Annotated in this window: 25 protein-coding genes, 1 tRNA gene and 1 riboswitch; of the genes, 11 read left to right on the top strand and 15 right to left on the bottom strand. The window is 72.2% G+C overall.

The window, feature by feature from the left end; all coding sequences use genetic code 11:
- Window positions 1–42 precede the first annotated feature (42 nt).
- Entirely contained in the window at window positions 43–651 is a 609-nt protein-coding gene (locus AC3X7Z_RS15315; protein WP_489976469.1) for a signal peptidase I, read from the bottom strand.
- 4 nt (window positions 652–655) lie between these two features.
- Window positions 656–1,201: a hypothetical protein gene (locus AC3X7Z_RS15310; RefSeq protein ID WP_489976468.1), complete on the bottom strand. Its 546-nt coding sequence runs from the start codon at window positions 1,199–1,201 to the stop codon at window positions 656–658.
- Window positions 1,202–1,689: 488 nt separating this feature from the next.
- On the opposite strand from AC3X7Z_RS15310, the gene AC3X7Z_RS15305 reads away from it, so the two are divergent.
- Window positions 1,690–2,064, top strand: coding sequence for a hypothetical protein (locus AC3X7Z_RS15305; protein ID WP_489976467.1), 375 nt, complete (start codon window positions 1,690–1,692; stop codon window positions 2,062–2,064).
- A 112-nt stretch (window positions 2,065–2,176) separates the two neighbouring features.
- Here AC3X7Z_RS15305 and AC3X7Z_RS15300 read toward each other — a convergent pair whose 3' ends face one another.
- The 12 genes from AC3X7Z_RS15300 to AC3X7Z_RS15245 all read right to left on the bottom strand — a co-directional run bounded on the left by AC3X7Z_RS15300 (window position 2,177) and on the right by AC3X7Z_RS15245 (window position 15,413).
- The gene (locus tag AC3X7Z_RS15300; RefSeq protein ID WP_489976466.1) at window positions 2,177–2,761 is read right to left on the bottom strand and encodes a LutC/YkgG family protein; all 585 of its coding nucleotides are present in this window, start codon (window positions 2,759–2,761) and stop codon (window positions 2,177–2,179) included.
- On the bottom strand, window positions 2,758–4,248 hold the full coding sequence (locus AC3X7Z_RS15295) for a lactate utilization protein B (protein WP_489976465.1): 1,491 nt from the start codon (window positions 4,246–4,248) through the stop codon (window positions 2,758–2,760). Before AC3X7Z_RS15295 ends, AC3X7Z_RS15300 begins: the two co-directional genes overlap by 4 nt.
- A complete protein-coding gene (locus AC3X7Z_RS15290; protein WP_489976464.1) occupies window positions 4,245–5,033 on the bottom strand; it encodes a (Fe-S)-binding protein in 789 nt (262 codons plus the stop codon). The genes AC3X7Z_RS15295 and AC3X7Z_RS15290 overlap by 4 nt, the downstream gene beginning before the upstream one ends.
- A gap of 101 nt (window positions 5,034–5,134) precedes the next feature.
- Window positions 5,135–5,341, bottom strand: coding sequence for a hypothetical protein (locus AC3X7Z_RS15285; protein ID WP_489976463.1), 207 nt, complete (start codon window positions 5,339–5,341; stop codon window positions 5,135–5,137).
- 4 nt (window positions 5,342–5,345) lie between these two features.
- Window positions 5,346–6,836 (bottom strand): rhamnulokinase, encoded by a 1,491-nt coding sequence (locus tag AC3X7Z_RS15280; RefSeq protein WP_489976462.1) that lies wholly within the window; start codon window positions 6,834–6,836, stop codon window positions 5,346–5,348.
- A gap of 38 nt (window positions 6,837–6,874) precedes the next feature.
- Window positions 6,875–8,926: a bifunctional aldolase/short-chain dehydrogenase gene (locus AC3X7Z_RS15275; RefSeq protein WP_489976461.1), complete on the bottom strand. Its 2,052-nt coding sequence runs from the start codon at window positions 8,924–8,926 to the stop codon at window positions 6,875–6,877.
- A 64-nt stretch (window positions 8,927–8,990) separates the two neighbouring features.
- Window positions 8,991–10,154: an L-rhamnose isomerase gene (gene rhaI, locus AC3X7Z_RS15270; protein WP_489976460.1), complete on the bottom strand. Its 1,164-nt coding sequence runs from the start codon at window positions 10,152–10,154 to the stop codon at window positions 8,991–8,993.
- Window positions 10,154–10,585: an L-rhamnose mutarotase gene (locus tag AC3X7Z_RS15265; RefSeq protein ID WP_489976459.1), complete on the bottom strand. Its 432-nt coding sequence runs from the start codon at window positions 10,583–10,585 to the stop codon at window positions 10,154–10,156. Before AC3X7Z_RS15265 ends, rhaI begins: the two co-directional genes overlap by 1 nt.
- Window positions 10,586–10,673: 88 nt before the next feature.
- A complete protein-coding gene (gene rhaS, locus AC3X7Z_RS15260) occupies window positions 10,674–11,720 on the bottom strand; it encodes a rhamnose ABC transporter substrate-binding protein (protein ID WP_489976458.1) in 1,047 nt (348 codons plus the stop codon).
- 20 nt (window positions 11,721–11,740) lie between these two features.
- Window positions 11,741–12,811, bottom strand: coding sequence for an ABC transporter permease (locus AC3X7Z_RS15255; RefSeq protein WP_489976457.1), 1,071 nt, complete (start codon window positions 12,809–12,811; stop codon window positions 11,741–11,743).
- Window positions 12,808–13,899, bottom strand: coding sequence for an ABC transporter permease (locus AC3X7Z_RS15250; protein ID WP_489976456.1), 1,092 nt, complete (start codon window positions 13,897–13,899; stop codon window positions 12,808–12,810). The genes AC3X7Z_RS15255 and AC3X7Z_RS15250 overlap by 4 nt, the downstream gene beginning before the upstream one ends.
- Window positions 13,896–15,413, bottom strand: coding sequence for a sugar ABC transporter ATP-binding protein (locus AC3X7Z_RS15245; RefSeq protein ID WP_489976455.1), 1,518 nt, complete (start codon window positions 15,411–15,413; stop codon window positions 13,896–13,898). Before AC3X7Z_RS15245 ends, AC3X7Z_RS15250 begins: the two co-directional genes overlap by 4 nt.
- A 156-nt stretch (window positions 15,414–15,569) precedes the next feature.
- On the opposite strand from AC3X7Z_RS15245, the gene AC3X7Z_RS15240 reads away from it, so the two are divergent.
- The 7 genes from AC3X7Z_RS15240 (at window position 15,570) to thiD (ending at window position 21,064) form a co-directional block, all read left to right on the top strand.
- The gene (locus AC3X7Z_RS15240) at window positions 15,570–16,610 is read left to right on the top strand and encodes a LacI family DNA-binding transcriptional regulator (protein ID WP_489976454.1); all 1,041 of its coding nucleotides are present in this window, start codon (window positions 15,570–15,572) and stop codon (window positions 16,608–16,610) included.
- Between the two features lie 145 nt (window positions 16,611–16,755).
- Window positions 16,756–16,868, top strand: a riboswitch (TPP riboswitch).
- A 64-nt stretch (window positions 16,869–16,932) separates the two neighbouring features.
- The gene (thiE, locus tag AC3X7Z_RS15235; protein ID WP_489976453.1) at window positions 16,933–17,532 is read left to right on the top strand and encodes a thiamine phosphate synthase; all 600 of its coding nucleotides are present in this window, start codon (window positions 16,933–16,935) and stop codon (window positions 17,530–17,532) included.
- The gene (gene thiO / locus AC3X7Z_RS15230) at window positions 17,529–18,659 is read left to right on the top strand and encodes a glycine oxidase ThiO (protein WP_489976452.1); all 1,131 of its coding nucleotides are present in this window, start codon (window positions 17,529–17,531) and stop codon (window positions 18,657–18,659) included. The genes thiE and thiO overlap by 4 nt, the downstream gene beginning before the upstream one ends.
- Window positions 18,660–18,664: 5 nt before the next feature.
- Window positions 18,665–18,865 (top strand): sulfur carrier protein ThiS, encoded by a 201-nt coding sequence (gene thiS, locus AC3X7Z_RS15225; RefSeq protein WP_489976451.1) that lies wholly within the window; start codon window positions 18,665–18,667, stop codon window positions 18,863–18,865.
- Between the two features lie 5 nt (window positions 18,866–18,870).
- Entirely contained in the window at window positions 18,871–19,683 is an 813-nt protein-coding gene (locus tag AC3X7Z_RS15220; protein ID WP_489976450.1) for a thiazole synthase, read from the top strand.
- Window positions 19,680–20,258, top strand: coding sequence for a thiamine phosphate synthase (locus tag AC3X7Z_RS15215; RefSeq protein WP_489976449.1), 579 nt, complete (start codon window positions 19,680–19,682; stop codon window positions 20,256–20,258). Before AC3X7Z_RS15220 ends, AC3X7Z_RS15215 begins: the two co-directional genes overlap by 4 nt.
- Entirely contained in the window at window positions 20,255–21,064 is an 810-nt protein-coding gene (thiD, locus tag AC3X7Z_RS15210) for a bifunctional hydroxymethylpyrimidine kinase/phosphomethylpyrimidine kinase (protein WP_489976448.1), read from the top strand. Before AC3X7Z_RS15215 ends, thiD begins: the two co-directional genes overlap by 4 nt.
- Window positions 21,065–21,184: 120 nt before the next feature.
- Here the strand turns inward: thiD and AC3X7Z_RS15205 are convergent.
- Window positions 21,185–21,268: transfer RNA gene (locus tag AC3X7Z_RS15205), tRNA-Leu, on the bottom strand.
- A 207-nt stretch (window positions 21,269–21,475) separates the two neighbouring features.
- Between AC3X7Z_RS15205 and AC3X7Z_RS15200 the strand changes: the two genes are divergently transcribed.
- From AC3X7Z_RS15200 to AC3X7Z_RS15190, 3 genes are read left to right on the top strand one after another with little or no spacing between them, the layout of a single operon-like run.
- The gene (locus AC3X7Z_RS15200) at window positions 21,476–22,195 is read left to right on the top strand and encodes an FHA domain-containing protein (protein ID WP_186339716.1); all 720 of its coding nucleotides are present in this window, start codon (window positions 21,476–21,478) and stop codon (window positions 22,193–22,195) included.
- Window positions 22,188–22,676: an FHA domain-containing protein FhaB/FipA gene (locus tag AC3X7Z_RS15195; protein ID WP_489976447.1), complete on the top strand. Its 489-nt coding sequence runs from the start codon at window positions 22,188–22,190 to the stop codon at window positions 22,674–22,676. The genes AC3X7Z_RS15200 and AC3X7Z_RS15195 overlap by 8 nt, the downstream gene beginning before the upstream one ends.
- Window positions 22,676–23,923 carry a PP2C family protein-serine/threonine phosphatase gene (locus tag AC3X7Z_RS15190; RefSeq protein ID WP_186339714.1) on the top strand — a complete coding sequence of 416 codons (1,248 nt, stop codon included), beginning with the start codon at window positions 22,676–22,678 and terminating at the stop codon, window positions 23,921–23,923. The genes AC3X7Z_RS15195 and AC3X7Z_RS15190 overlap by 1 nt, the downstream gene beginning before the upstream one ends.
- The last annotated feature ends 13 nt before the right edge of the window (window positions 23,924–23,936 follow it).

The following is a 23,936-nucleotide window of genomic DNA, read 5'->3' as shown; positions in this document are numbered from 1 at the left end:
CTGGGCGCGGTCGGGCCTGCGCCGGCCGCGCCCAGCAGGGCCCTAGCGGGCCTGGTGCGACGAGGCGGCGACCAGGTCGCGTGTCGCCTCGTCGTCGTGCGGGTCGCGTGCCGCGTCCTGCCGCCTCCCCGCCGGGGCGGGGCCGGGGCGGGGCATCAGGCTGAGCGCGAGGATCGCCGCGACCGCGATCACGAGCGGCACGGCGACGCTCGGCTGCGTCAGCCGCAGCCAGGCATCACCCACGCCAGCGAACTGCCAGCGCGGGGACAGCACCGTGTCGTCGGTGACGACGTACTCCCCGGCGTCCGGGCTGTCGTTGGCGTCGCCCTGCATGCGGACGTGCCATGACCCGTCGTCGTGCTGCGCCACGTCGATGACGCGGTGCGTGACGAGCCGGTCCGAGACGTCGTTGTGCAGGGACAGCACGTCCCCGACCTCGACGTCCTCGATCGGCACCGGGGTGGCGACCACCAGGTCGCCGGTCATGATCTCCGGCTCCATGGACCCGGAGACGACGATGAGCGGCTTGATCACACCCAGCGTGGTCGCGCACCACAGCCCCAGGCTGAGGACCCCGATGACGGCGAGGCCCCAGACGAGGACGTCAGCGGCCGTGCGCAGGACGCGCACGGCCACCGCGCGGCCCGCCATCTCGTCAGGACTCTCCGGTGAACTGCAGGGTCATCGTCCCCTCGGTGCCCTGGTAGTCCTCGGGCCAGTCGTCAGGGGTGGTGACCTGCAGGATCACCGTGTCCGTGGCACCGGCGTCGAGCTGGGACGACGACGGGTCGTGGATGGTGGCCGTCGCCGGCGCGGTCCCCTCGAACAGGGCACCCTCCGTGGTCAGGACGCCCTTGCCGAGGGTCAGCGGAACGCTGCCGGCGTTCTTCAGCTGCAGGCTGACGGTCTTGTCGGCGCCCTGGTTGAGGTCCTTGAACGCGTCGGCAGGGATCGACACGGCCTGGTTCTCCGTGTCTGCGTCGTACCAGGTGGTGCCACCGTCGACGCTGGCCTGCAGCTCGACGCTCTCGACGGCGCTCGCGCCGCCGTCGAACCATGCGTCGTCGGTCCACGTGGCACTGGTCAGGGCCGCTCCGACGCCCAGCACGGCGACGCTGGCCAGCGCGAAGCGGACGATCGCTCCGCGGCGGCGGCGCTTGTCGCGGTCCTGGTCAACGGCTACGACGTCGGTCGTAGTCATGTCTGCTCCTTTCTTCGGTTCGGCGTTCGCCGGATGACGGTCGGCGCGCGCCCGGACGTCCGGGCATGACCCGTCGACCGCCCGCTCGGGTTCGCAGGCGGTCCTCCCGCCGGGCATGACCGGGGGCGGGCACTGCACGACCGGGGCGGCGGAGCCGCGACCCGACGGCCGTCGTGGACGCTCGCGCGACGAGAAAATTCTGACGGCCCCCGAACGAGCGCCCAATATCGGCGGGCGTGACGTTGGTCATCCCCGCAGCTCCTGCTCCACGCCCGGGGCCCCATCGGCTCGTCCCTAGTCCAGCCGCAGGTCAGGTGCGACGACCTTGGCCGTCGGCTGAAGGCGGGCGCACGAGATTCCGCTGCGGCGACGTCCATGAGGGACCGTGGACCATCGCAGTGGCCGTTCATCGGCCAATCGCTTGTGGCAGTCGTCACACGGCGATATCTTGCGACAGTCGCATGATCGTTTCATGTACCCGTGACCGAGTGGCCCCACCTTGCGACGCACCGCGCCAGCCCCAGTCGTACGCCCCTGCTCCCCACCGAGCGGGGGCGCTGCTCCTGCTGATCGGACTGCTGGCCAGTGGCCTCGCCGCCGTCGGCCTGTCGGCGCCGGCCGTCGCCGCGCCGCCGCGCGAGTGCACCCCCGTGCTCGACACCGGCACCGACCGGGCGGTCCTGCTGCGCCTGCCTGCCTCAGGCGGGACCGGCGCCGACTCCTACGACGGTGGCTACCTCGCCCCGGCCCAGGCCTCGGCCGGTCAGCGCCGATCCGAGACGGGAACGGGCGGGCTGACGGTCGTCGTTCGAGGGCACGGCGTCTCCAGGTCCAGAGCAAAGGCACGACCGGAACGCCGTTGAAAGGTTCCAGAACGGTCATGCTAGGTGCCCGTGACGGCCGTCACAACGGGTCGGCGAGCAGTTGGCCGGATCCGGTCGACCGCGCTCGCGCCGCCCGTCGCCGGGAGAGCCGTCAGCCCACCAGCAGCACGTGCAGCGTGCGCGGACCGTGGACGCCCTCGACCCGGTCGAGCTCGATGTCGCTGGTCGCCGACGGACCGCTGATCCAGGTCTGCGGTCGGGCCGGGTCGAGCAGGGCGATCGCGTCGGGCACGTCGGCCACGACCTGGGTCGCGTCGACGATGCACACGTGGAGGTCGGGCACGAGGCTGATCGCCCGACGTCCCTGGTCGGGGCGGTGGTCGAGCACGATCGTGCCGGTCTCCGCGATGCCGACCGCGGCACGGGTGACCACGGCGTCGGTGGCGTCGAGCTCCGCGGCGGTCAGGCCGTCGTCGGCGAGGGAGCCGGCGACCTCGAGGCCGAGCGAAGGAGGGACGACGGCGCGTGCGCCGCCGAGCACGCCGGCGACCGTCGCCGCGAGGTCGTCGGCGGTGCATCGAGTGACCACCGCGCGGTAGTCGGCGACCCGCTCCTCGAAGAGCGCGACGAGGTCGCCGCGGTCGCCGGCACGCGGAGCCGGGGGGACCGACACGGCCGGTGAGACGTCGACGAGGGCGGCGCGCACGCGCCCGAGGATGTCGTCGCGGGCGCTCACGGGCGGCCCCCTTCGCGTCCACCGTCGGTGCGGTCCCACCAGTCGCGGAAGGACTCCTGCGGCGGTGCGGGGAGGTCTCGGGCGCCGGTCCACCCCGCGGCGGGTCCGGGCAGGCGGCCCGCGGCGGCACGGCCGCCCGGCAGCGTCGTACGGGAGAACCGCGCGAGCACCCGGCCGGCGAGGCCGGACGCGCGCTCCCCCCACGCCAGGCGACGGGAGTCGGAGAAGGCCCAGGCGGCGGCGCGCATCGCGAGGGCCTCGGCCTTGGGGAACCGGTCGCCGCGGTGGGAGTCGACCACCGCGGCGCGCTGGTCGACGAGCACCGACGGGATGTCGATGCGCACCGGGCACACCTCGAAGCACGCGCCGCACAACGACGAGGCGTAGGGCAAGGACGCGGTCTGCTCGTCGGAGACGCCGTTGAGCAGCGGGTTGAGGATCGCCCCGATCGGGCCGGGGTAGACCGAGCCGTAGGCGTGGCCACCGACGCGCTCGTAGACCGGGCACACGTTGAGGCAGGCCGAGCAGCGGATGCAGCGCAGGGCCTGGCGCCCCACGTCGTCGGCGAGCGCGCGGGTGCGGCCGTTGTCGAGGAGCACGACGTGCACCTCCTGCGGGCCGTCGCCGGGGGTGACCCCGGACCAGGTGGAGGTGTAGGGGTTCATCCGCTCGCCGGTCGACGAGCGCGGCAGCAGCCGCAGCATCGGGTCGAGGTCGGCCCACGAGGCGACGACCTTCTCGATGCCCACGACGCTGACCAGCACCTCGGGCAGCGTGAGGCACATCCGGCCGTTGCCCTCGGACTCCACCACGACGAGGGTGCCGGTCTCGGCGACGGCGAAGTTGGCCCCGCTGACCGCGACCTTCGCGCGCAGGAACTTCTCGCGCAGGTGCTCGCGCGCGGCCGCGGCCAGCACGGCCGGCTCGTCGGTGAGGCCCGCAGGTGCCGGGCGCCCGACGTCGCCCATCCGGCGCAGGAAGATCTCGCGGATCTCGGCGCGGTTGCGGTGGATCGCCGGCACCAGGATGTGGGAGGGCAGGTCGTCGCCGAGCTGGACGATGAGCTCGGCCAGGTCGGTCTCCCAGGCCGCGATGCCCTCGGCCTCCAGCGCCTCGTTGAGGCCGATCTCCGCCGTGGCCATCGACTTGACCTTCACGACCTCGTCGACCTCGTGGGCGCGGGCGATCGAGGCGACGATCGCGCACGCCTCCTCCGCGTCGTTGGCCCAGTGGACGGTCGCGCCGGCACGGACGAGGGAGGCCTCGAGCGTCTCGAGGTGGGTCGCGAGGTCGCGCAGGGCGGCCTCCTTGACCCCGGCGCCGGCGAGCCGGAGGTCCTCCCACTCCTCCACCTCCGCGACGACGCGGGCGCGCTTGTCGCGGATGGTGTGGGTGGCGTGGGCGAGGTTGCGGCGCAGCTGGGTGTCGCCCAGCGCCTCGCGCGCCGCGGCCGGGAAGGCCGGCATGCCGACGAAGGTCCCGCTCATGTCGTGGGCCCTCCTGCGCGGTGGCCGACGGCAGGACCGCTCGAGGGCGCCTCGGTCTCCTCGGTGGCGGCGAGGATCTCGGCCAGGTGCACGACGCGGACGCCCGCACGCTGGCGCGACAGGACGCCGCCGATGTGCATCAGGCAGGAGTTGTCGCCGGCGACGAGCACCTCGGCGCCGGTGTCGCGCACGTGTCGGGCCTTGTCGGCGCCCATCGCCACCGAGGTGTCGGCGTTCTTGAGCGCGAAGGTGCCCCCGAAGCCGCAGCACTCGGTGGCGTTGGGCAGGTCGACCAGGTCGATCCCGCGCACCGCCTCCAGCAGCTGCCGCGGGCGGTCGCCCAAGCCGAGCATGCGCAGGCTGTGGCAGGTGGGGTGGTAGGTCACCCGGTGCGGGAAGTAGGCGCCGACGTCGGTCACGCCGAGCACGTCGACGAGGAACTCGCTGAGCTCGAAGGTGCGCGGGCCGGTCTGCGCCACGGCGGCGGCGAGGGCCGGGTCGCCCGACCGGTCGGCCACGACGGAGTGCTGGTGGCGGGCCGACCCGGCGCACGAGCCCGACGGCGTCACGATCGCGTCGTAGCCGGCGAAGGCATCGACGAAGGTGCGCACCACCGGCACGGCCTCGTCGAGGTAGCCGGTGTTGACCATGGGCTGGCCGCAGCACGTCTGCGCCTGCGGGAACTCCACGTCGACGCCGAGCCGGCGCAGCAGGCGCACCACGGCCTTCCCGGTGTCGGGGAACATCGCGTCGTTGACACAGGTGACCATCAGCGCGACGCGCACGCGATCCCCTTCCTTCGGTCGGCCGGCGGAGCATCGGCTCCGCGGCGAAACGTTTCACATACTAACGGCCGGGAGCCGTCCCCGGCCCCTGGCAGATCTGCTCAGATCAGGCCGGCGCGCACGACGTGGACGACGAGCTGCATGGTCGTGTCGACACCCAGCTCGTCGGCGAGCGCACGCAGCCGACGGCGCGCGGTGCGCTCCGACAGGCCGGTCCGACGGGCCGCGACCTCGAGCGTCGACCCCTCCGAGAGCAATCGGAGGAGCTGCTCGTCGATCGGGTCGAGGTCGGGCGTCGAGGGGGCCACGTCGTCACCGTCCCGTCGCGAGGGGCGGGTCGCCGGTGAGCACGCGCGCCGCCGCGGCGTCCCAGTCGAGACTCGTACGCGGCTCGTGGCGGCGGATGTCGTGGGTGCGCCGGATCAACGACCGCATCGCGGCCAGGTCGGGCAGGTCGGCGCCCAGCGCGCGGGCCTGGACCAGGGCGTTGCCGAGTGCTGCCGCCTCCGCGGGTCCCGCGAGCACCGGGACGCCCAGCGCATCGGCCGTGAGCTGGCACAGCAGCTCGTTGTGCGAGCCGCCGCCGACCACGTGGACGACACCGACGTCGCGTCCGGCGAGCGACGCGGCGAGCCGCACGTTGCGGCGGTAGGCGAGCGCCAGGCTGTCGAGGATCGTGCGCGTGACGTCGACCGGGGTGCGCGGCACGGGCTCGCCCGCCTCGGCGGCGAGCTGCTGGATCCGCGCGGGCATGTCGCCGGGCGGCAGCAGGCGCGGGTCGTTGATGTCGACGACGGTCCGCAGGGCGGGCGCGTCGGCGGCACCGGCGAGCAGCGACGGCAGCGTGACGTCAGGCAGTCCGCGGTCCGCCCAGGTGCGCAGCGACTCCGAGAGCACCCACAGGCCGGTGACGTTCTTGAGGAAGCGGATCGTCTGGTCGACCCCGGTCTCGTTGGTGAAGTCGGCGGCGCGGGCCTGCTCGGTCAGGACGGGGCTGTCCAGCTCGAGGCCGACCAGAGACCACGTGCCCGAGGAGATGTAGGCGACGTCGTCCCCCTCCGCCGGGACGCCGACGACCGCCGAGGCGGTGTCGTGCGACCCGACCGAGATGACCGGCACCCCGGCCGCGCCGACGTACGCCGCCACCTCGTCCACCAAGGGGCCGACCACGGTGCCGGGGTCGTGCAGCGGGGGCAGGATCGACCACGGGATGCCGACCCTCGCGGCGAGGTCGCGCGACCAGGTCTGGGACCGCACGTCGTAGAGGCCGGTCGTCGAGGCGTTGGTGCGCTCGGCGCCGACCCTGCCGGTCAGCCAGTAGCCCAGCAGGTCGGGGAGCAGCAGCAGCCGCCACGCCGCCTCCAGCGCTGGTGTGCCGAGCTCGGAGGCCAGCTGGTAGATGGTGTTGAACGGCAGCTGCTGCAGGCCCGTGACGTCATAGAGCTCCGCGTCGTCGACCAGCTCGCGCACCCGTGCCGCCACACCGTCGGTGCGCGGGTCGCGGTGGGTGCGCGGGTTGGCGAGCAGCTCCCCACGCCCGTCGAGCAGGCCGTAGTCCACGGCCCAGGAGTCGATCCCGATCCCGTGCAGGGGCCCGGTCCGGGCGACCTCGCGGATCCCCGTCAGCACCTCCCGATGGATGCCCAGCACGTCCCAGTGGAGTGCACCGCGCACCGGCACCGCGCCGTTGGGGAAGCGGTGCACCTCCTCGAGGTCCAGCGTGCCCGCCCCGACCCGGCAGGCCATGACCCGACCGCTGGTCGCCCCGAGGTCGACCGCGGCGATGCGGATGGGCTCGGTCATGGGCGTGAGGGCTCGATCCGCTCGGTCGTCGGCCACCGTCAGCGGAGGAACGCCGCTGCGACGCCGGCGTCGACGGGGACGTGCAGGCCGGTGGTGTGGCTGAGCTGGTCGGAGCAGAGGACGAAGACCGCGTTGGCGATGTTGTCCGGCAGCACCTCGCGCTTGAGCAGGGTGCGCTGGGCGTAGAACTTGCCGAGGTCCTTCTCCTCCACGCCGTAGACCGCGGCGCGCGAGGCGCCCCAGCCGCCGGCGAAGATGCCGGAGCCCTGGACGACGCCGTCGGGGTTGACCCCGTTGACCTTGATGCCGTGCTCGCCGAGCTCGGCGGCCAGCAGCCGCACCTGGTGGGCCTGGTCGGCCTTCGCGGCGCCGTAGGCGACGTTGTTGGGTCCGGCGAAGATCGAGTTCTTCGAGGAGATGTAGACGATGTCGCCGCCCATCGCCTGCTCGATCATGGCCTTCGCGGTCGCCTTGGCCACCAGGAAGGAGCCCTTGGCCATCACGTCGTGCTGGAGGTCCCAGTCCCGCTCGGTGGTCTCCAGCAGGGAGCGCGACAGCGAGAGCCCGGCGTTGTTGACGACCAGGTCGACGCCACCGAACGCCAGGACGGTCGCCTCCACGGCGGCCTGGACGGCGGCCTCGTCGGAGACGTCCACCTCGACGCCGACGGCGACGTCGGTGGAGCCGATCTCGGCGGCCGCGGCCTGCGCCTTCTCCAGCGACAGGTCGGCGATCACCACGCACGCACCCTCGGCGGCGAGCTTCTTCGCCGTCGCGAGGCCGATGCCGGACGCCGCGCCCGTGACGAGCGCGACACGGGTGGCGAGCGGCTTGGGCTTCGGCATCCGCTGGAGCTTGGCCTCCTCGAGCGCCCAGTACTCGATGCGGAACTTCTCCGACTCGTCGATGGGGGCGTACGACGACAGGCCCTCGGCGCCGCGCATCACGTTGATCGCGTTGACGTAGAACTCACCGGCAACGCGAGCGGTCTGCTTGTCCTTGCCGAAGCTGAACATGCCGACGCCCGGCACGAGCACGATCAGCGGGTCCTTGCCGCGGATCGCGGGCCAGTCCCCACCGAGCGCCTCGGCGTTGCGGTCGTAGTAGGCCTGGTAGTCCTCGCGGTAGGCGACGGCCAGCTCCTGCAGGCGGTCGATGCTCTCCTCAACCGACGCGGAGGCCGGCAGGTCGAGGACCAGCGGCTTGACCTTGGTGCGGAGGAAGTGGTCGGGGCACGACGTGCCGAGCTCGCCGAGGCGGGGGTGCTCGGCGTGCGCGAGGAAGTCCAGCACGACGTCGGCGTCGGTGAAGTGGCCGACCAGCGGGCGGTCCGCCGACGCGATGCCGCGGATGGTCGGCGCGAGGGCGGCGGCCTTGGCGCGGCGCTCAGCCTCCGGCAGGGCGCCGTACCCCTCGAGCGCGGGACCGAACGGCTCGGCCTTGGAGTGCTCGGCGATGTAGGCGGCGGCGGTGTCGATGATCCACAGCGAGTTGGCCTCCGCCTCCTCGGTGGTGTCGCCCCAGGCGGTGATGCCGTGGCCGCCGAGGATGCAGCCGCGGGCCTGCGGGTTCCTCTCCTTGATCTCGGCGATGTCGAGGCCGAGCTGGAAGCCGGGTCGGCGCCACGGCACCCAGACGACCTGGTCGCCGAAGATCGTGGCGGTCAGCTGCTCGCCGTCGGCGGCGGTCGCGATCGCGATGCCGGAGTCGGGGTGCAGGTGGTCGACGTGTGCGGCGTCGACGAGGCCGTGCATCGCGGTGTCGATCGAGGGAGCCGCGCCGCCCTTGCCGTGCAGGCAGTAGTCGAAGGCCGCCACCATCTCGTCCTCGCGCTCGACGCCGGGGTAGACGTCGACGAGCGCGCGCATCCGGTCCAGTCGCAGCACGGCGAGGCCGGCGGGGGTCAGCGTGCCGAGGTCGCCACCCGAGCCCTTCACCCACAGCAGCTCGACGTCCTCGCCGGTGACGGGGTCGGTCTCGGTGCCCTTGGCGGAGGTGTTGCCGCCGGCGTAGTTGGTGTTCTTGGGGTCGGCGCCCAGCCGGTTCGAGCGCTCGACGAGCGCGGCGACGGTGGGGTTGAGGTCACTCACGGTGCGGTTCCTTCGTTGTGGTCGTTGGTCGAGGGGGTCGCTGGGGACCCTCACCTGACCGGGATCAGTTCCAGCCGAGCTGCGAGCCGCCGGCGCGGTCGGCCTCGATCTGCTGCTGGTAGCCGGACGCGAGGTAGGCGCGCATCGGGTCGGCGGGCAGGTCGTGCTCCTCGCGCCAGGTCGCGAGGTCCGCGCGGACGTCGGTGTAGAAGGCGTCCATGAAGACCTCGTTGGCCCGCAGCACGTCGCCGGCCGACCTCGCCTCGTCGAGCGCCTCGGTGTCGAGGAGCAGCGCACGCGCGGTCATCTCCTGGACGTTGAGCACCGAGCGGATCTGCCCGGGGATCTTGTCCTCGATGTTGTGGCACTGGTCGAGCATCAGCGCGACGTCGCTGCCAGGTCCGAAGCCGCCACCACGGATGACCTCGACCATGATCCGGAACAGCTGGAACGGGTCGGCCGCTCCGACGATCAGGTCGTCGTCGGCGTAGAAGCGGCTGTTGAAGTCGAAGGACCCGAGCTTCCCCAGGCGCAGGAGCTGGGCGACGATGAACTCGATGTTGGTGCCCGGTGCGTGGTGGCCGGTGTCGAGGCACACCTTGGCGCGGTCACCGAGCGCGGCCACGTGGACGTACGACGTGCCCCAGTCGGGGACGTCGGTGTGGTAGAACGCCGGCTCGAAGAACTTGTACTCCAGCACCAGCCGCTGGTCGTCGGAGAGCTGGTCGTAGATCGTGCGCAGCCCCTCGGCCAGCCGGTCCTGCCGGGCGCGCATGTCACCCTGGCCGGGGTAGTTGGTGCCCTCGGCGAGCCAGATCTTCAGGTCGCGCGACCCGGTCTGGTTCATGATCTCGATGCACTCGAGGTGGTGGTCGACCGCCTTCTGGCGGACCCGCGGGTCGGTGTGCGTGAGCGCGCCGAGCTTGTAGTCGTCGTCCTGGAACGTGTTGGAGTTGATCGTGCCCACGGTGACGCCGTGCTCCTTGGCGTACGTCGCGAGCGCGGCGTAGTCGTCGACCTCGTCCCACGGGATGTGCAGCGCGACCGTCGGCGCCAGGCCGGTGAAGCGGTGCACGGTGGCGGCGTCGGCGATCTTCTCCTCGACGGTGCGCGGGGTGCCCGCCGAGCCGAACACCTTGAAGCGCGTGCCGGAGTTGCCGTAGGCCCAGGACGGGACCTCGATGGCGAGGTCGCCGAGCCGGTCGCTGATCTGGGGGAAGGAAGTCATCACTGGTCCTGGCTGGAGGTGGAGCTCGTGGTCGAGCTCGTTCGGGTGGAGTCCTCGGAGGTGTCGTCCGAGTCGTGCTCGGGGTCGTGCTTGGGGTCGTGCTCGGCGAGCTGGTCCTCGAGGTGGAAGACCTCGGCGAGCTGCCAGAAGCCCTGGTCGGGCGGGAGGTCGAGGTCCTCGAAGAGCTCGGCCATCTCCGCCTGCCACCGCGCGTTGACCTCGGTGCGGGCCATGCCCTCCTGGGCGGCGGCGAGGTCCGGTGTCTCGAGGTAGCCGACGAGCAGGCCGTCCTCGCGCAGGAAGAGGGAGTAGTTGTGCCAGCCGGTGTCGCGGAGGGCGCGGAGCATGTCCGGCCACACGGCCGCGTGGCGCTCGGCGTACTCCTCCATGCGGTCCTTGCGGACCTGCAGGGTGAAGCAGACGCGCTGCATCACGATCTCCTCTCGGCTGGGGAAGGGGTGTCCCCGGGGCCGGCGGCGGCGCTCGGCCGTCGGCCCCGGGACGTGGTGGTGATCCGACTCAGAAGTCGAAGTCGGCGATGTTGTCGGCGTTGAAGGTGAACGGTTCGCCGAGCAGGACGACGCCGTCGGCCTCGACCTCGAACTCGCCCAGGTCGCCGGCCTCGAAGGTGTCGCCCTCCTCGCCGGAGATGTCGCCGTTGGCCAGGGCGGCCGCGGCGTAGGTCGCGAGGGCACCGAGGTCACCCGGGTTCCACAGGGCGAACGCCTCGACGGTGCCGTTGTCGACGTACTCGCGCATCTGGTTGGGGGTGCCGAGACCGGTCAGCGCGACCTTGCCCTTGTACTCGCTGTCGGAGAGGTAGCGCGCAGCCGCGGCGATGCCGACCGTGGTGGGCGAGACGATGCCCTTGAGGTCGGGGTGGTTCTGCAGCAGGGCCTCGGTCTGGTCGAAGGACTTCTGGTCCTCGTCGTCGCCGTAGACGGTGTCGACGAGCTCGATGTCGGCGTAGTCGGGGTTGTCCGCGAGCTCGGTCTCCATCATCCCGATCCACGCGTTCTGGTTGGTCGCGTTGGCCGCGGCCGACAGGATCGCGATCTCGCCCTTGCCGCCGATCTGGTCGGAGATCAGCTCGAGCTGCTTGGCAGCGATGCCCTCGGCGGTGGCCTGGTTGATGAACAGGTCGCGGCACTCGGGGTTGGTGTCGGCGTCGAAGGTGACGATCTTGACGTCCGCGCTGCGGGCCTCCTCGATCGCGTCGCACAGGGCGTCGGGGTCGTTGGCCGAGAGGATCAGCGCGTCCTGGCCCTGCTGGGCGACGGTGTTGATGTAGGACACCTGCGCGTCCGGGCTGGCGGTCTCGGGACCGACCTCCTCGAGGTCGGCGCCGATCTCCTCAGCGGCCGCCTCGGCGCCGTCGGTGCTGGTGTCGAAGTAGGGGTTGCCGAGGTTCTTCGGGAGCATGGTGATGCTGATGTCGCCGCCGCCGCTGTCGCCGGAGCCGCTGTCGGCCGAGCCGTCGTCGTCGCTGCCGCAGCCGGCGAACGCGAAGGTCGCGGTCAGGGCGAGCGCGGCGAGGGCAGTGGGCCGCCTCTTCTGGAACTTCATGTGTCTCTACCTTTCGATTCTCAGACGCCGGCGGTCGCCGTGTCCTTGTCGGGGCGCGGTCCCGATGGGTCCGCTGACGCCTTGCGGGGCAGCCGCGAGCCGGCCCACCCAAGGACGCTGGGGAGGATCACCGAGGCCACGAGGAGCAGCCCGACGATGACGTTGGTGACGTTGACCGTCACGCTCTCCAGGCGCAGCGCGCTGGAGATGACGCCGATCAGCACGACGCCGGCGAGGACGCCGTGCAGCCGGCCGCGGCCGCCGAAGATCGACACGCCGCCGAGCAGCACGGCGGCGATGACCTGCAGCTCGTAGCCGGTGGCGTTGTCGCCACGGGCGGAGCCGTAGCGGAGGGTGAAGTAGATGCCGGCGAGCGCGGACACCACGCCGGAGAGGACGAAGACGATCAGCTTGGTGCGCCGGACGTCGACGCCGGTGAAGTGGGCGGCCTCGTCGTTGAGCCCGATCTCGTAGACGCCGCGGCCGAACGTCGAGAAGTGGAGCAGGACCACGAACCCCACGGCCAGCACCGCGAAGGGGATCATCACCAGCGGGATGCGGGTCTCACCGATCGTGCCCGTGGCGAGGTCGGCCCACTTCTCGGTGAAGTCGGTGATGGCCGTGGTGCCGAGCAGGCCGACCGCGATGCCGCGGAAGAGGGCCAGGGTGCCGATGGTGACGGCCAGCGACGGCAGCCCGACATAGGCGATGAGGAAGCCGTTGAGGGCGCCGCACGCCAGACCGGCGAGCAGGGCCAGGACGGCGGCGGCGGGCACGGACATCCCGCCGTCGTGGAGCACCCCCAGCAGCACGCTGCTCAGGCCCATGATGCTGGCCACCGACAGGTCGATCTCGCCGGTGATGATCACCAGCGTCATCGGCAGCGCGATCAGCAGGATCGGCGCGATGTCCTGGAGGAGGAACTTCAGCGTCAGCGGACCGTCGAAGTTGGGCACGTTGACGATCGAGTAGAGGACCACTGCGGCGGCCAGCACGATGACGGCCATCTCACGGGTCAGCAGCCAGCGCTGCCACAGGGGCGCCGAGTGCGCCGCGTAGGTGCGGGTGGCGGGCGGGGCCTGCGTGCTCATGTGTGGTCCCTCGATTCGGCGAGCTTGCGTGCTTGTCGGCGGGCGAGGACGCGGTCGAGGACGATCGCGCCGAGGATCAGGACGCCGACGACGGCGCGCTGCCAGAAGTCCTCGATGCCGAGGCTGGGCAGGGCGCGGTTGATGGTGATCAGGAGGAACGCGCCGATGGCCGCTCCCCACACGGTGCCGCTGCCGCCGAAGATCGCGATGCCGCCGATGACGGCCGCGGCGACGGCCTGCAGCTCGATGCCGTTGCCGACGCTCGAGCTCACCGTGCCGTAGCGGGCGGTGTAGAGGGCGCCCGCGAGGCCGGCCAGGGCTCCGCTCAGGACGAACGCGGCCAGCAGGCGGCGGCGTACGGGCAGGCCGTAGAGGACGGCGGCGTCGGGGTCGGAGCCGATCGCGTAGAGCTCGCGACCGCCGCGTGAGGTGTGGAGGTAGTAGCCCACCGCGGCCAGCACGACCACCGCGACGATGGTGAGCAGCGGGATCCCGAGCACCGACTGCGTGCCGAGGCTCAGGAACTCGCGGGGCAGATCGCCGGCGTTGATCCGGTCGCTGCCGGCCCAGGTGAGCATGATGCCGCGGTAGATGTAGAGGGTGCCCAACGTGATCACGAGGGCGGGCACGTTGCCGTAGGCCACCAGCACGCCGTTGACCAGGCCGAGGAGCGCCCCGAGCAGGAGGCAGGCCGCGACGACCGCGACGATCGGGATGGTGGGCTGCTCGATGAATAGCCGGCCGGTGAGGTAGGCGGTGAGGGCCATCACCGAGCCGACCGACAGGTCGACGTTGCGGGTGATGATGACGACGGCCTGACCCACCGCGAGCAGCAGCAGGATCGAGGGGTTGAGCAGGAAGTTGCGCCAGCCGTCGGCGCTGAAGAGGAAGCCGTTGTTCTTGCTCGTCGCGAGCACGACGACGGCGACCAGGACCAGGAAGATGGAGAGCTCGCGCGATCGGAGCACCGTGGTGATCGCCCGGCGCGTCGGCGAGAGCCGGCTCGGCTCCACCAGCAGCGCCTCGCCGGCGGACACCCCGGCGGCCCCGGGACCCGGGTCAGGGCGCTCGACGTCGGTGTGGCTCATCGGGCGTCCTCCAGGTGGTGGGTGGCGGCGTGCATGACGGCCTCCGGCGTGGCCTCGGCGCGGTCGAGCTCGGCGGTGATCCGGCCCTCGCAGAGGACCAGGACGCGGTCGGCCATCCCGAGGACCTCGGGCAGCTCGGAGGAGATCATCAAGATCGCGAGGCCCTGCCCGGCCAGCTCGGACAGCAGGCGGTGCACCTCGGCCTTGGTGCCGACGTCGATGCCCCGGGTGGGCTCGTCGATGATGAGCAGCCTGGGGTCGGTCGCGAGCCACTTCGCGATGACGACCTTCTGCTGGTTGCCGCCGCTCATGGTGGCGGCGTTCATGTCGAGGGCACTGGTCTTGACCTCGAGCCGGCCGGCCCACGGCGCGGCGGCCCGGGTCTCCATCGCGCCCGTCAGCAGCCCGGCGCGCGCGATGCTGCGGCGGATGACGCCGGCGACGTTGCGGGTGACCGAGGCGTCGATGACCAGCCCCTGCTTGCGCCGGTCCTCGGGGATGAACGCCATCCTGGCGCGGATCGAGGACCGCGGGTCGCGAGGCTTCACGGTCCTGCCGGACAGCGTCACCGAGCCGGAGTCGTAGGCGTCGACGCCGAACACGGCACGCGCCACCTCGCTGCGACCGGCACCGACCAGACCGGCCAGGGCGACGATCTCGCCGGCGCGGACGTCGAAGTCGATGTCGTGGAAGACGCCGGTGCGGTTGAGCCCACGGACCTCCAGGACGGGTTCACCGACCTCCGCGGCGACCTTGGGGAAGAGCTCGTCGACGTCGCGGCCGACCATCAGCGAGACGAGCTCGGACGGCGTCGTCTCGTCGATGCGGCGAGTGTCCACGTAGGAGCCGTCGCGCATCACCGTGACGGTGTCGCAGAGCGCGAACACCTCGTCGAAGCGGTGGGAGATGAAGACCAGCGCCCGGCCCTCGGCGCGCAGGCTGCGGGCGACGGCGAACAGGCGCTCGACCTCGACGCCGCTGAGCGCGGCGGTCGGCTCGTCCATCACGAGCAGGCGGGCGTCGAGGGAGATCGCCTTGGCGATCTCGATGATCTGCTGGTCCGCGATCGACAGGCCCTCGGCAGGACGGCGGGGGTCGATCCGCACGCCGAGGCGCGCGAACAGCCGCTCGGCCTCGGCGTACATCGCGGGGCGGTCGATGCGGCGGCCCCGGGCCCGCGGCTGGCGGCCCATGAAGATGTTCTCGGTGACCGACAGGTCGGGGAAGAGCGTCGGCTCCTGGTAGATCACGGCGACGCCCGCCTGCTTGGACTCCGCGGTCGACCCGAAGTCGACGGCGCCACCGTCGAGCTCGAAGGTGCCGGAGTCACGGCGGTGCACGCCGGCGACGACCTTGACGAGGGTCGACTTGCCCGCGCCGTTCTCGCCGATGAGAGCGTGGATGCTGCCCGCCTCGACGACGATGCTTCCCGACCGCAGGGCGACCACGGGCCCGAACGACTTGGAGACGTCGTGCAGCGCGAGCACCGGTGCGACGGTGTTGCTGGCGGACATGGCCCTCTTCCCGGGGGTGTTGAAAGGTTTCAGGTGGGAAGCAACGTAAGTGGCGGTCATCACAGGCGTCAAGCACATCCGCAGACTTTCTTGTGACGTTTCATTCACACCGGCCTTGGTCTACGCTCCTGTGGACCGCACACCCGAGGGAGACCGATGGCGAAGAGCAACCACGTGTTGCGCAACGGGCGTCGGCCTTCGGTCAAGGACGTCGCCGAGCTCGCCCAGGTCTCCCTCGGCACCGTGAGCAACGTCCTCAACCGTCCCGACCGGGTCAGCGTCGGCACGCGTGAGCGCGTCGAGCGGGCGATGAGCGAGCTCGGCTTCGTGCTCAACGAGTCGGCCCGCCAGCTGCGGATGGGCCGGAGCGACACCCTGGCCTACGTCATGCTCGACGCGACCAACCCGTTCTTCACCGACGTCGCCCGCGGCATCGAGCTGGCGGCCGAGAAGGCCGACCTCTCGCTGTTCCTGTGCAACAGCGACGCCCGCGACGCCCGCGAGGGCGCCCACCTGGCACACCTGCAGCAGCAGCGGGTCGACGGCATCCTGATCACACCGGTCGACCCCGAGTCCGCCACGCTCGCGCGGATCACCGCCCACGGCACGCCGGTGGTGATCGTCGACCGCTCCAACACCACCGGCGCGTTCTGCTCGGTCACGGTCGACGACCGGCTCGGCGGACGGGTGGCGATCGAGCACCTCGTCGACCGCGGGCACACCCGCGTCGCCTTCGTCGGCGGCCCCTCCTCGCTCGGCCAGGTGCGCGACCGCTACGACGGCGCCCGGGCCGCGTGGGACGAGGCCGGCCTCGCCGAGTCCGACCTCCTCCACGTCGAGACCGACGGCCTGTACTTCGAGGAGGGACGCCTCGCCGGCGAGCGCCTCGCCGGCCTCCCCCGGCGCAGCCGTCCGAGCGCGGTCTTCTGCGCCAACGACCTCATCGCCCTGGGCCTGCTGCAGCAGGTGGTCTCGACCGGCCAGCGGGTGCCCGAGGACCTCGCCATCGTCGGCTACGACGACATCGCCTTCGCGGCGGGCGCCGCCGTGCCCCTCACCTCGGTGCGCCAGCCGCGCCAGGCCCTCGGCGCGGCCGCGGCCGAGCTCCTCATCGAGGAGATCAACGATCCCGGCCACCGGCACCAGCAGATCGAGTTCACCCCCGAGCTGATCGCCCGCACCTCGACGCTGGGCTAGGCCCCTCGACGCGCTCCTCGACCGGCTCCGCGCGATTGAATCGAACCAATCACGCAGGTCGGCGCGGCGCGGCGAGGCCACAAACGACTCAGGGCCCTGAGGCGGCGAGGCGGACCCGGTCGGCCCCCGGCGAGGTAGGATCGGGATCGTTGTGTGCGGGAGCTCGGACTGACCGGGCTGAGAGTGTGGCTGAACGTGCCGCTGACCGCTTGAACCTGACCGGGTAATGCCGGCGTAGGGAGCGCGCATGGATATGTTTGGTGAGCATGTATCGAGCCGGGTGCCTGGGGCTCCGTCGAGCCACCCGATCGGTCGCCTGCACGTGCTCACCGATGCACGCGGAGGCAGGGACGCGCTCGGTGTGGTCGCCGCAGCGGTCGGCGCCGGGGCCCCGGTGGTCCAGGTGCGCGCCAAGGACTGCACCGACCGGGTGCTCCACGACTTCGCGCATCGGGTGGTGGAGCTCTGCGCACCGGCCGGGGTGACCTGCATCGTCAACGACCGCGTCGATGTGGCGCTCGCCGTGGGCGCGGCGGGAACCCATCTGGGCGCAGACGACCTGCCCATCGCAGCCGTACGCCGGGTCGCGGGTCCCGGGCACCTGATCGGAGGCACCGCCCGGGATCCCGAGCGGGCGGCTGTCCTGGTCGCGGCGGGCGCCGACTACCTCGGCGTCGGGCCCGCCCATCCCACGGTGACCAAGGCGGGGTTGCCGGACCCATTGGGTCCGCGGGCCGTCGGCGCGGTGGCCCGTGCGGTGGACGTCCCGGTGATCGCGATCGGCGGAGTCACCGCCCGGCACGTTGCGGAGCTGCTGGCGGCCGGTGCCCATGGGGTCGCCGTGGTGAGCGCGATCTCGGACGCAGCTGATCCCGCCGGGGCCACCCGCACGCTCCTGCAGGCCCTGGACGCGGCGCGATGAGTGGCGCTGGCGTCGACGTCGTCGATGTCGCGATCGCCGGTGGTGGACTGGTCGGGCTGGGAGTCGCCTGGCGGTGCGCCCAACAGGGGTTGTCGGTGGCGGTGGTGGACGACGCCCCGGGGACCGGCGCGTCCTATGCCGCGGCCGGGATGCTGGCGCCGGCTGCCGAGGCGGGCTACGGGGAGGAACGGCTGCTCGAGCTGTGCCGGGCGTCGTTGGCCCGCTATCCGGCCTTCGTGGCTGAGCTGGAGCGGGCAAGCGGCATCGCGGTCGGGCTGCGCACGGTCGGCACGTGCGTGGTCGGGTTCGATGCCGACGACATAGCCGCCCTCGACGTGCTGCATTCATTCCAGCGCGAGCTCGGGCTCCGGGCTGAGCGGATCACCGCACGCGAGGCACGGCGCCAGGAGCCGGCGCTGACGCCACGGCTCCGCGGTGCGCTGCGCATGGCCGATGACCACTCCGTCGACGCTCGTGCGTTGCATGCCGCACTGCGCGCGGCCGCGGAGGCGGCAGGCGTCCGCATGGTGGCCTCCAGGGTGGCCTCGGTGTGGGTGCGCCACGGCCGTGCGGTCGGCCTGCAGCTGGCTCGGGGCACCGCGGTGGCGGCCGATCAGGTGGTCCTGGCGCTCGGCGCGCACAGCGCGTCACTGCCGGGTGTGCCACCGCTGCCGGTGCGCCCGGTCAAGGGGCAGATCCTGCGGTTGCGCGGCGCCTCGGGGCTCCTCGCCGGGTCGGTGCGCGCCCTGGTCCGTGGCCGGCACGTCTACCTCGTGCCCTACGCGGACGACCACCTGGTCGTCGGTGCCACGGTCGAGGAGAGAGGGTTCGACGCCACGGTCACCGCCGGCGCGGTGCACGAGCTGTTGCGCGACGCGATCGAGGTCGTGCCGGGCGTCACCGAGCTGGAGCTGGTCGAGACGCTCGCGCGCCCGCGACCCGGCACACCCGACAACGCTCCGATCCTCGGAGCGTCGACGATGCCCGGCCTCGTGCTGGCGTGCGGCCACCATCGCAACGGTGTCCTGCTGACTCCGGTGACTGCTGACGCGCTCGCCGAGCTGCTGGTCACCGGAACCACCCCCGAGCTCGCGGCGCCGTTCGCGCTCGACCGATTCGGAAGGTGAGAGAAGTGCAGATCACCGTCAACGGAGTCCCCGCCGACGTCGTCGACCACGTCACGGTCGCAGCACTGGTCCGCGACCGCGTGGACGAGCGGAACCGGATCGCGGTCGCGGTCAATGCCGAGGTGGTGCCACGCAGCCGGTGGGACGCGACACCGCTCAGTCCGGGCGACAGCATCGAGCTGCTCGCCGCCACAGCAGGAGGGTGAAGACGATGACCGTGGATCAGGTGGCGCCAGCACTGGAGGCGGAGGAGCAGCGCGACGCCTTCGTGCTGGCCGGGAAGACGTTCGCCTCCCGGCTGCTGCTCGGCACCGGCGGGGTGCCCAGCCTGGAGGCGCTCGAACGCGCCGTCGCGGCCTCAGGGACGCAGCTGGTCACGATCGCCCTGCGTCGGGTCGAGACTGCGACCAGCACGGGCCTGCTCGAGGTCCTCGATCGCTGCGGGGTCCAGCTGCTGCCCAACACCGCAGGGTGCATGACCGCCCGCGAGGCGGTCCGGACCGCCCACCTCGCCCGCGAGGCGTTCGACACCGGGTGGGTCAAGCTCGAGGTCGTCTCCGACGAGCAGACGCTGCTGCCCGACCCGATCGAGCTGCTCGATGCCGCCGAGCAGCTGGTCGCCGACGGATTCACCGTGCTGCCCTACACCAGCGACGACCCCATCCTCGCCCGCAGGCTCGCCGACGCCGGATGTGCGGCGGTGATGCCGCTGGGGTCCCCGATCGGCAGTGGCCTCGGCATCACCAACCGTCACAACATCGCGCTGATCCGCGAGCTCGTCTCGGTGCCGGTGATCCTCGACGCAGGCATCGGCACCGCCTCGGATGCCGCGCTGGCGATGGAGCTCGGGTGCGACGCGGTGCTGCTCGCCTCGGCGGTGACCCGTGCCCGCGATCCCGAGCGGATGGCCCTGGCCATGCGACACGGCGTCGAGGCCGGGCGCCTGGCGTCCCGGGCCGGGCGGATCCCGCGCCGGTGGCACGCCCAGGCGTCCACCTCGATGCAAGGACGCGCCGACCTGTGAACCTGCCGCCGTTGCTCGTCCTCACCGACCGTTCCCAGTGCTCCGGCCCTCTGGTCGAGGTCGTCGTGGCGGCGGTCGGGGCCGGCGCGCGCGCCGTCGTACTGCGCGAGAAGGACCTGCCCGAGGCCCAACGGGCGGAGCTGGCCGAGCAGCTGCGCGCCGTCCTCTCCCCCGTCGGAGGGATGCTGATCACCGCCGGCGCTCGCGGTGACGCGGTGCACCTGGCCGCGGGCGATGGCTTCCCGACGCCTCGTCCTTCGTTGGTCGGCCGTTCCTGCCACGACGCACCCGAGCTGGGATCCGCCGGCGAGGAGGGCTGCGACTACGTCACGGTCTCGCCGGTGTTCGCCACCATGTCCAAGCCCGGCTACGGGCCGGCACTTGGCGTCCACGGGCTGGCCCGGCTCACCGACGTCGCAGCGTCGCCGGTCTATGCGCTCGGTGGGGTGTTCCCGACCGATGTCGCGGAGTGCCTCGCGGCCGGTGCGTCCGGGATCGCGGTGATGGGGCCGGTCATGCGGACCCCGCAGCTCGTGGCCGCCTATCAGGTGGCGCTGTCGCAGGCGGCCTCGTGACCCCCGCGATCGCCCTCAGCATCGCCGGCTCCGACTCCAGCGGTGGCGCGGGCGTCCAGGCCGACCTCAAGACGTTCGCTGCACTCGGCGTGTACGGCACCTGCGCCGTCACCGCGCTGACCGCCCAGAACACCTGCGGCGTCACCGGTATCCACGTCGTGCCCGCGGAGTTCGTCGTCGACCAGGTGGAAGCGGTGCTCGACGACCTCGCCGTCGCCGCGGTGAAGACAGGCATGCTCGCGACCCCCGCCATCGTCTCCGCGGTCGCGGAGCTCGCTGCGGCGGGTCGACTGCCCAACCTCGTCGTCGACCCGGTGATGGTCGCCTCCAGCGGCGACCGCCTGCTCGACCCCGAGGCCGAGTCCCTCTACGTCGAGGCGTTGCTGCCACATGCCAGCATGCTGACCCCCAACCTGCGCGAGGCCGAGGTGCTGCTCGGCGCCCCCATCCGTTGCATGGCGGAGCAGCGGGAGGCGGCTCGTGCCCTGGGAGCGCTCGGTCCGGCCGTCATCGTGATCACGGGCGGCCACCCGGTCTCCGACAGCTCCGACCAGGCCGTCGACGTCGTCTGGGACGGCAGCTCGACCTACGACCTGTCGGCTCCGCGCGTCGACACGGTCAACAACCACGGCACCGGCTGCACCTTCGCAGCGGCAGCGGCCGCGGCGATGGCCGGAGGAGCGCCGCCCGCCCAGGCGCTCCTCACGGCGAAGGACTTCGTCTCCCGCGCGCTCGGCAGGGGGGCGTCCCTGCGGCTCGGCCGCGGCCACGGACCGCTCGGCCACTTCGCCGCAGAGCACCCGTGAATCTGGCCTCGGTCGCCGGGTCGGCGTGGGAGGGATGCCTGCCGGGTCGTGGCTCAGCCGACGGCGCCAGCACCGAAATGGACGAAGCCCCGGATCCGAGGATCCGGGGCCTGTCACACGTGCGCGAGGGGGGAGTTGAACCCCCACGTCCTTTCGGACACACGGACCTGAACCGTGCGCGTCTGCCTATTCCGCCACTCGCGCCAGAAGCGGGCTCAGGCTACCCCACGGCCGAGGCTGGCTCCCAATCGGCCGGGAGGTCGTGCCGGACGGGCGCGGCGATCCCGGGCCGACCGGGGCGGCACCGTGGCGAGGGGGCGGGCGGCCGGTACGCTCGGCCGCACCGGCCGGGCGGTGGGTCATGCCTGCCCGCCCACGACGATCCGACCGAGCGCGACGAGAGGAGGCCCGATGCCGAACCCGCTGCAGCGCTTCGAGCAGCGGCTCGAGACCGTGATCTCCGGTGTCTTCGCCCGGGCCTTCCGCAGCGCCGTCCAGCCCGTCGAGATCGCCGCGGCCCTCCAGCGCGAGTGCGACAACAACGCCCAGGTGCTCAGCCGCCAGCGCCGGCTCGTCCCCAACGACTTCCACGTCGAGCTGTCGGCCACCGACCTCGAGCGCATCGTCGGCCTGGGCCGCGCGCTCGAGCAGGACCTCGTCGACCAGCTCCAGGACCACGCGGACGCCCAGGGCTACGTGTTCACCGGTCCCATCGGCATCGCCTTCGAGACCGCCGACGACCTGACGACCGGCCGCTTCCGCATCCGCTCCAAGGCGCAGGCGAGCGTGACCGACAACGACCAGCGCACCCGTACGCGCTCCTCGCACGCCACCCTCGAGGTCAACGGCACCCGGCACCCGCTGCGGCCCCCAGGCCTGGTGATCGGCCGCGGCACCGAGGCCGACCTGCGCATCAACGATCCCGGCGTGAGCCGGCGCCACCTCGAGCTCGTGGTGAGCATCGACGGCGTCGAGGCCGTCGACCTCGGCTCGACCAACGGCATCCTCGTCGACGGGTCGAAGGTGACGCGGGCCCGGCTGCGCGACGGCTCCACGCTCCGCATCGGCCACACCGACATGACGGTCCGCATCGACGGCGGTCGCGACGAGGCCGGGGGCTGGAATGTCTGAGCTGACCCTGTTCCTGATCCGGATGGCGTTCCTCGCGATCCTCTGGATCTTCGTGCTGTCGGCGATCTCGGTCATCCGCTCCGACATGTTCGGCGCGCGCGTGCCCGAGACCGCGCGCAACGGCGCGCCGGCGTCGAGCCGCAAGGCCAAGGCCACCAAGACCAAGGCGCCCCGCAAGCCGCGCCGCGGAGCGCCCACCCATCTCATCGTGGTCGAGGGGGAGAACGCCGGCGTGCGCGCCGAGCTCGCCGACGCCCCGCTCCTCATCGGCCGCGGCAGCGACGCCGCGATCAAGCTCGACGACGACTACGTCTCCACCCGCCACGCCCGCGTCGCCGCGAGCGGCGACGAGTGGTTCGTGGAGGACCTCGGCTCCACCAACGGCACCTATGTCGGCCCCGTCCGCATCACCCAGCCCACCACCATCGGCCCCGGCGTCCAGGTCCGCGTCGGCAAGACGATCCTGGAGCTGAGGAAGTGATGTACCTCCACTACTCCGCGATCTCCGACGTGGGCCGGGTCCGCCGGGAGAACCAGGACAGCGGCTACGCCGGGCCCTGGCTGCTCACGGTGTGCGACGGCGTCGGCGGCGCGGTGCGCGGCGACCTCGCCTCCAGCACCGCCGTGCAGGCGCTGCGCAAGCTCGACCAGGAGCCCGACGACGACATCCTCGGCCAGGTGGCGGGAGCGGTGCACCGCGCCGACGACCGCATCGCCGAGCTCGTCGAGGAGGATCCCGGCCTCAACGGCACCTCGACCACCGCCACCGTCGCGCTCTTCGACGGCCACCGCTTCGGCATCGGCCACATCGGCGACAGCCGCGCCTACCTGCTGCGCGACGGCGAGCTGCGCCGGCTGACCCACGACCACACCTTCGTCCAGTCGCTCATCGACGAGGGGCGGATCACCGAGGAGCAGTCGCGCACCCACCCGCACCGCAACCTCATCCTCAAGGCGCTCGACGGCGTGCGCCACGAGGAGCCCGACCTCTTCGAGGTGCCCGCCGAGGCCGGTGACCGCATCTTCGTCTGCAGCGACGGCGCGTGCGGCACGCTCACCGACGAGCGGATGGCCGACATCCTCTCCACCGGCACGCCCGACTTCGCCGCCGTCGAGCTCGTCCGGGCGAGCCTCGAGGCCGGCAGCACCGACAACGTCACCTGCATCGTCGCCGACGTCCTCGACGAGGCGCCGCCCGAGGACCTCGCCCCGCTGCTCGTCGGCGCGGCCGCCGACCTGCCGCGACGGCTCCCGCTCAGCGGCGCGGTCGGCGGGCTGTTCCGCGGCCACCGCTCCGGCGACACCGGCGAGATCCCGCCCGTGCCCGACGACGTGCCCGAGGGCGCCTACGTCGCCGACCCCATCGACCCCGAGGCCGCGCGCTACGCGCCCCGCGACCCCGGCCGCTACGCCTTGCTGCGGCGGCTGCTGGTCGCGGCCGTGCTGCTCGGCCTGGGCTGGGTGGTGCTCGCCGCCGCCTGGTCGTGGAGCCAGCAGCAGTTCTACGTCGCCGAGGACGACGGCAGGGTGACGATCTTCCGCGGCATCGACGCCGACCTCCCGGGCATCTCGCTGTCCCACCCCTACGAGGTCACCGACGTCGAGCTCACCCGCCTCAGCGACATCGACGCCGAGACGGTGCGCGAGGGCATCGAGGCCGACGACCTCGAGGACGCCCACCTGACCGTGGACAACTACGCCGCACGCCAGGACGTCGACCCAGGGTGACGGGACGAGTGCG

The sequence above is a fragment of the Nocardioides sp. Z24_21 genome (assembly GCF_058134345.1).
The sequence above is the reverse complement of the archived record's forward strand: the minus strand, read 5'-3'. Positions and strand labels throughout refer to the sequence as shown.

What these genes read in the sequence shown, in the direction of transcription:
- AC3X7Z_RS15315 (WP_489976469.1), bottom strand. Translation starts at nt 651, where the DNA reads ATGGCGGGCCGCGCGGTGGCCGTGCGCGTCCTGCGCACGGCCGCTGAC.
- AC3X7Z_RS15310 (WP_489976468.1), bottom strand. Translation starts at nt 1,201, where the DNA reads ATGACTACGACCGACGTCGTAGCCGTTGACCAGGACCGCGACAAGCGC.
- AC3X7Z_RS15295 (WP_489976465.1), bottom strand. Translation starts at nt 4,248, where the DNA reads ATGAGCGGGACCTTCGTCGGCATGCCGGCCTTCCCGGCCGCGGCGCGC.
- AC3X7Z_RS15280 (WP_489976462.1), bottom strand. Translation starts at nt 6,836, where the DNA reads ATGACCGAGCCCATCCGCATCGCCGCGGTCGACCTCGGGGCGACCAGC.
- rhaI (WP_489976460.1), bottom strand. Translation starts at nt 10,154, where the DNA reads ATGACTTCCTTCCCCCAGATCAGCGACCGGCTCGGCGACCTCGCCATC.
- AC3X7Z_RS15265 (WP_489976459.1), bottom strand. Translation starts at nt 10,585, where the DNA reads ATGCAGCGCGTCTGCTTCACCCTGCAGGTCCGCAAGGACCGCATGGAG.
- rhaS (WP_489976458.1), bottom strand. Translation starts at nt 11,720, where the DNA reads ATGAAGTTCCAGAAGAGGCGGCCCACTGCCCTCGCCGCGCTCGCCCTG.
- AC3X7Z_RS15255 (WP_489976457.1), bottom strand. Translation starts at nt 12,811, where the DNA reads ATGAGCACGCAGGCCCCGCCCGCCACCCGCACCTACGCGGCGCACTCG.
- AC3X7Z_RS15250 (WP_489976456.1), bottom strand. Translation starts at nt 13,899, where the DNA reads ATGAGCCACACCGACGTCGAGCGCCCTGACCCGGGTCCCGGGGCCGCC.
- AC3X7Z_RS15245 (WP_489976455.1), bottom strand. Translation starts at nt 15,413, where the DNA reads ATGTCCGCCAGCAACACCGTCGCACCGGTGCTCGCGCTGCACGACGTC.
- AC3X7Z_RS15240 (WP_489976454.1), top strand. Translation starts at nt 15,570, where the DNA reads ATGGCGAAGAGCAACCACGTGTTGCGCAACGGGCGTCGGCCTTCGGTC.
- thiO (WP_489976452.1), top strand. Translation starts at nt 17,529, where the DNA reads ATGAGTGGCGCTGGCGTCGACGTCGTCGATGTCGCGATCGCCGGTGGT.
- AC3X7Z_RS15220 (WP_489976450.1), top strand. Translation starts at nt 18,871, where the DNA reads ATGACCGTGGATCAGGTGGCGCCAGCACTGGAGGCGGAGGAGCAGCGC.
- AC3X7Z_RS15200 (WP_186339716.1), top strand. Translation starts at nt 21,476, where the DNA reads ATGCCGAACCCGCTGCAGCGCTTCGAGCAGCGGCTCGAGACCGTGATC.
- AC3X7Z_RS15195 (WP_489976447.1), top strand. Translation starts at nt 22,188, where the DNA reads ATGTCTGAGCTGACCCTGTTCCTGATCCGGATGGCGTTCCTCGCGATC.
- AC3X7Z_RS15190 (WP_186339714.1), top strand. Translation starts at nt 22,676, where the DNA reads ATGTACCTCCACTACTCCGCGATCTCCGACGTGGGCCGGGTCCGCCGG.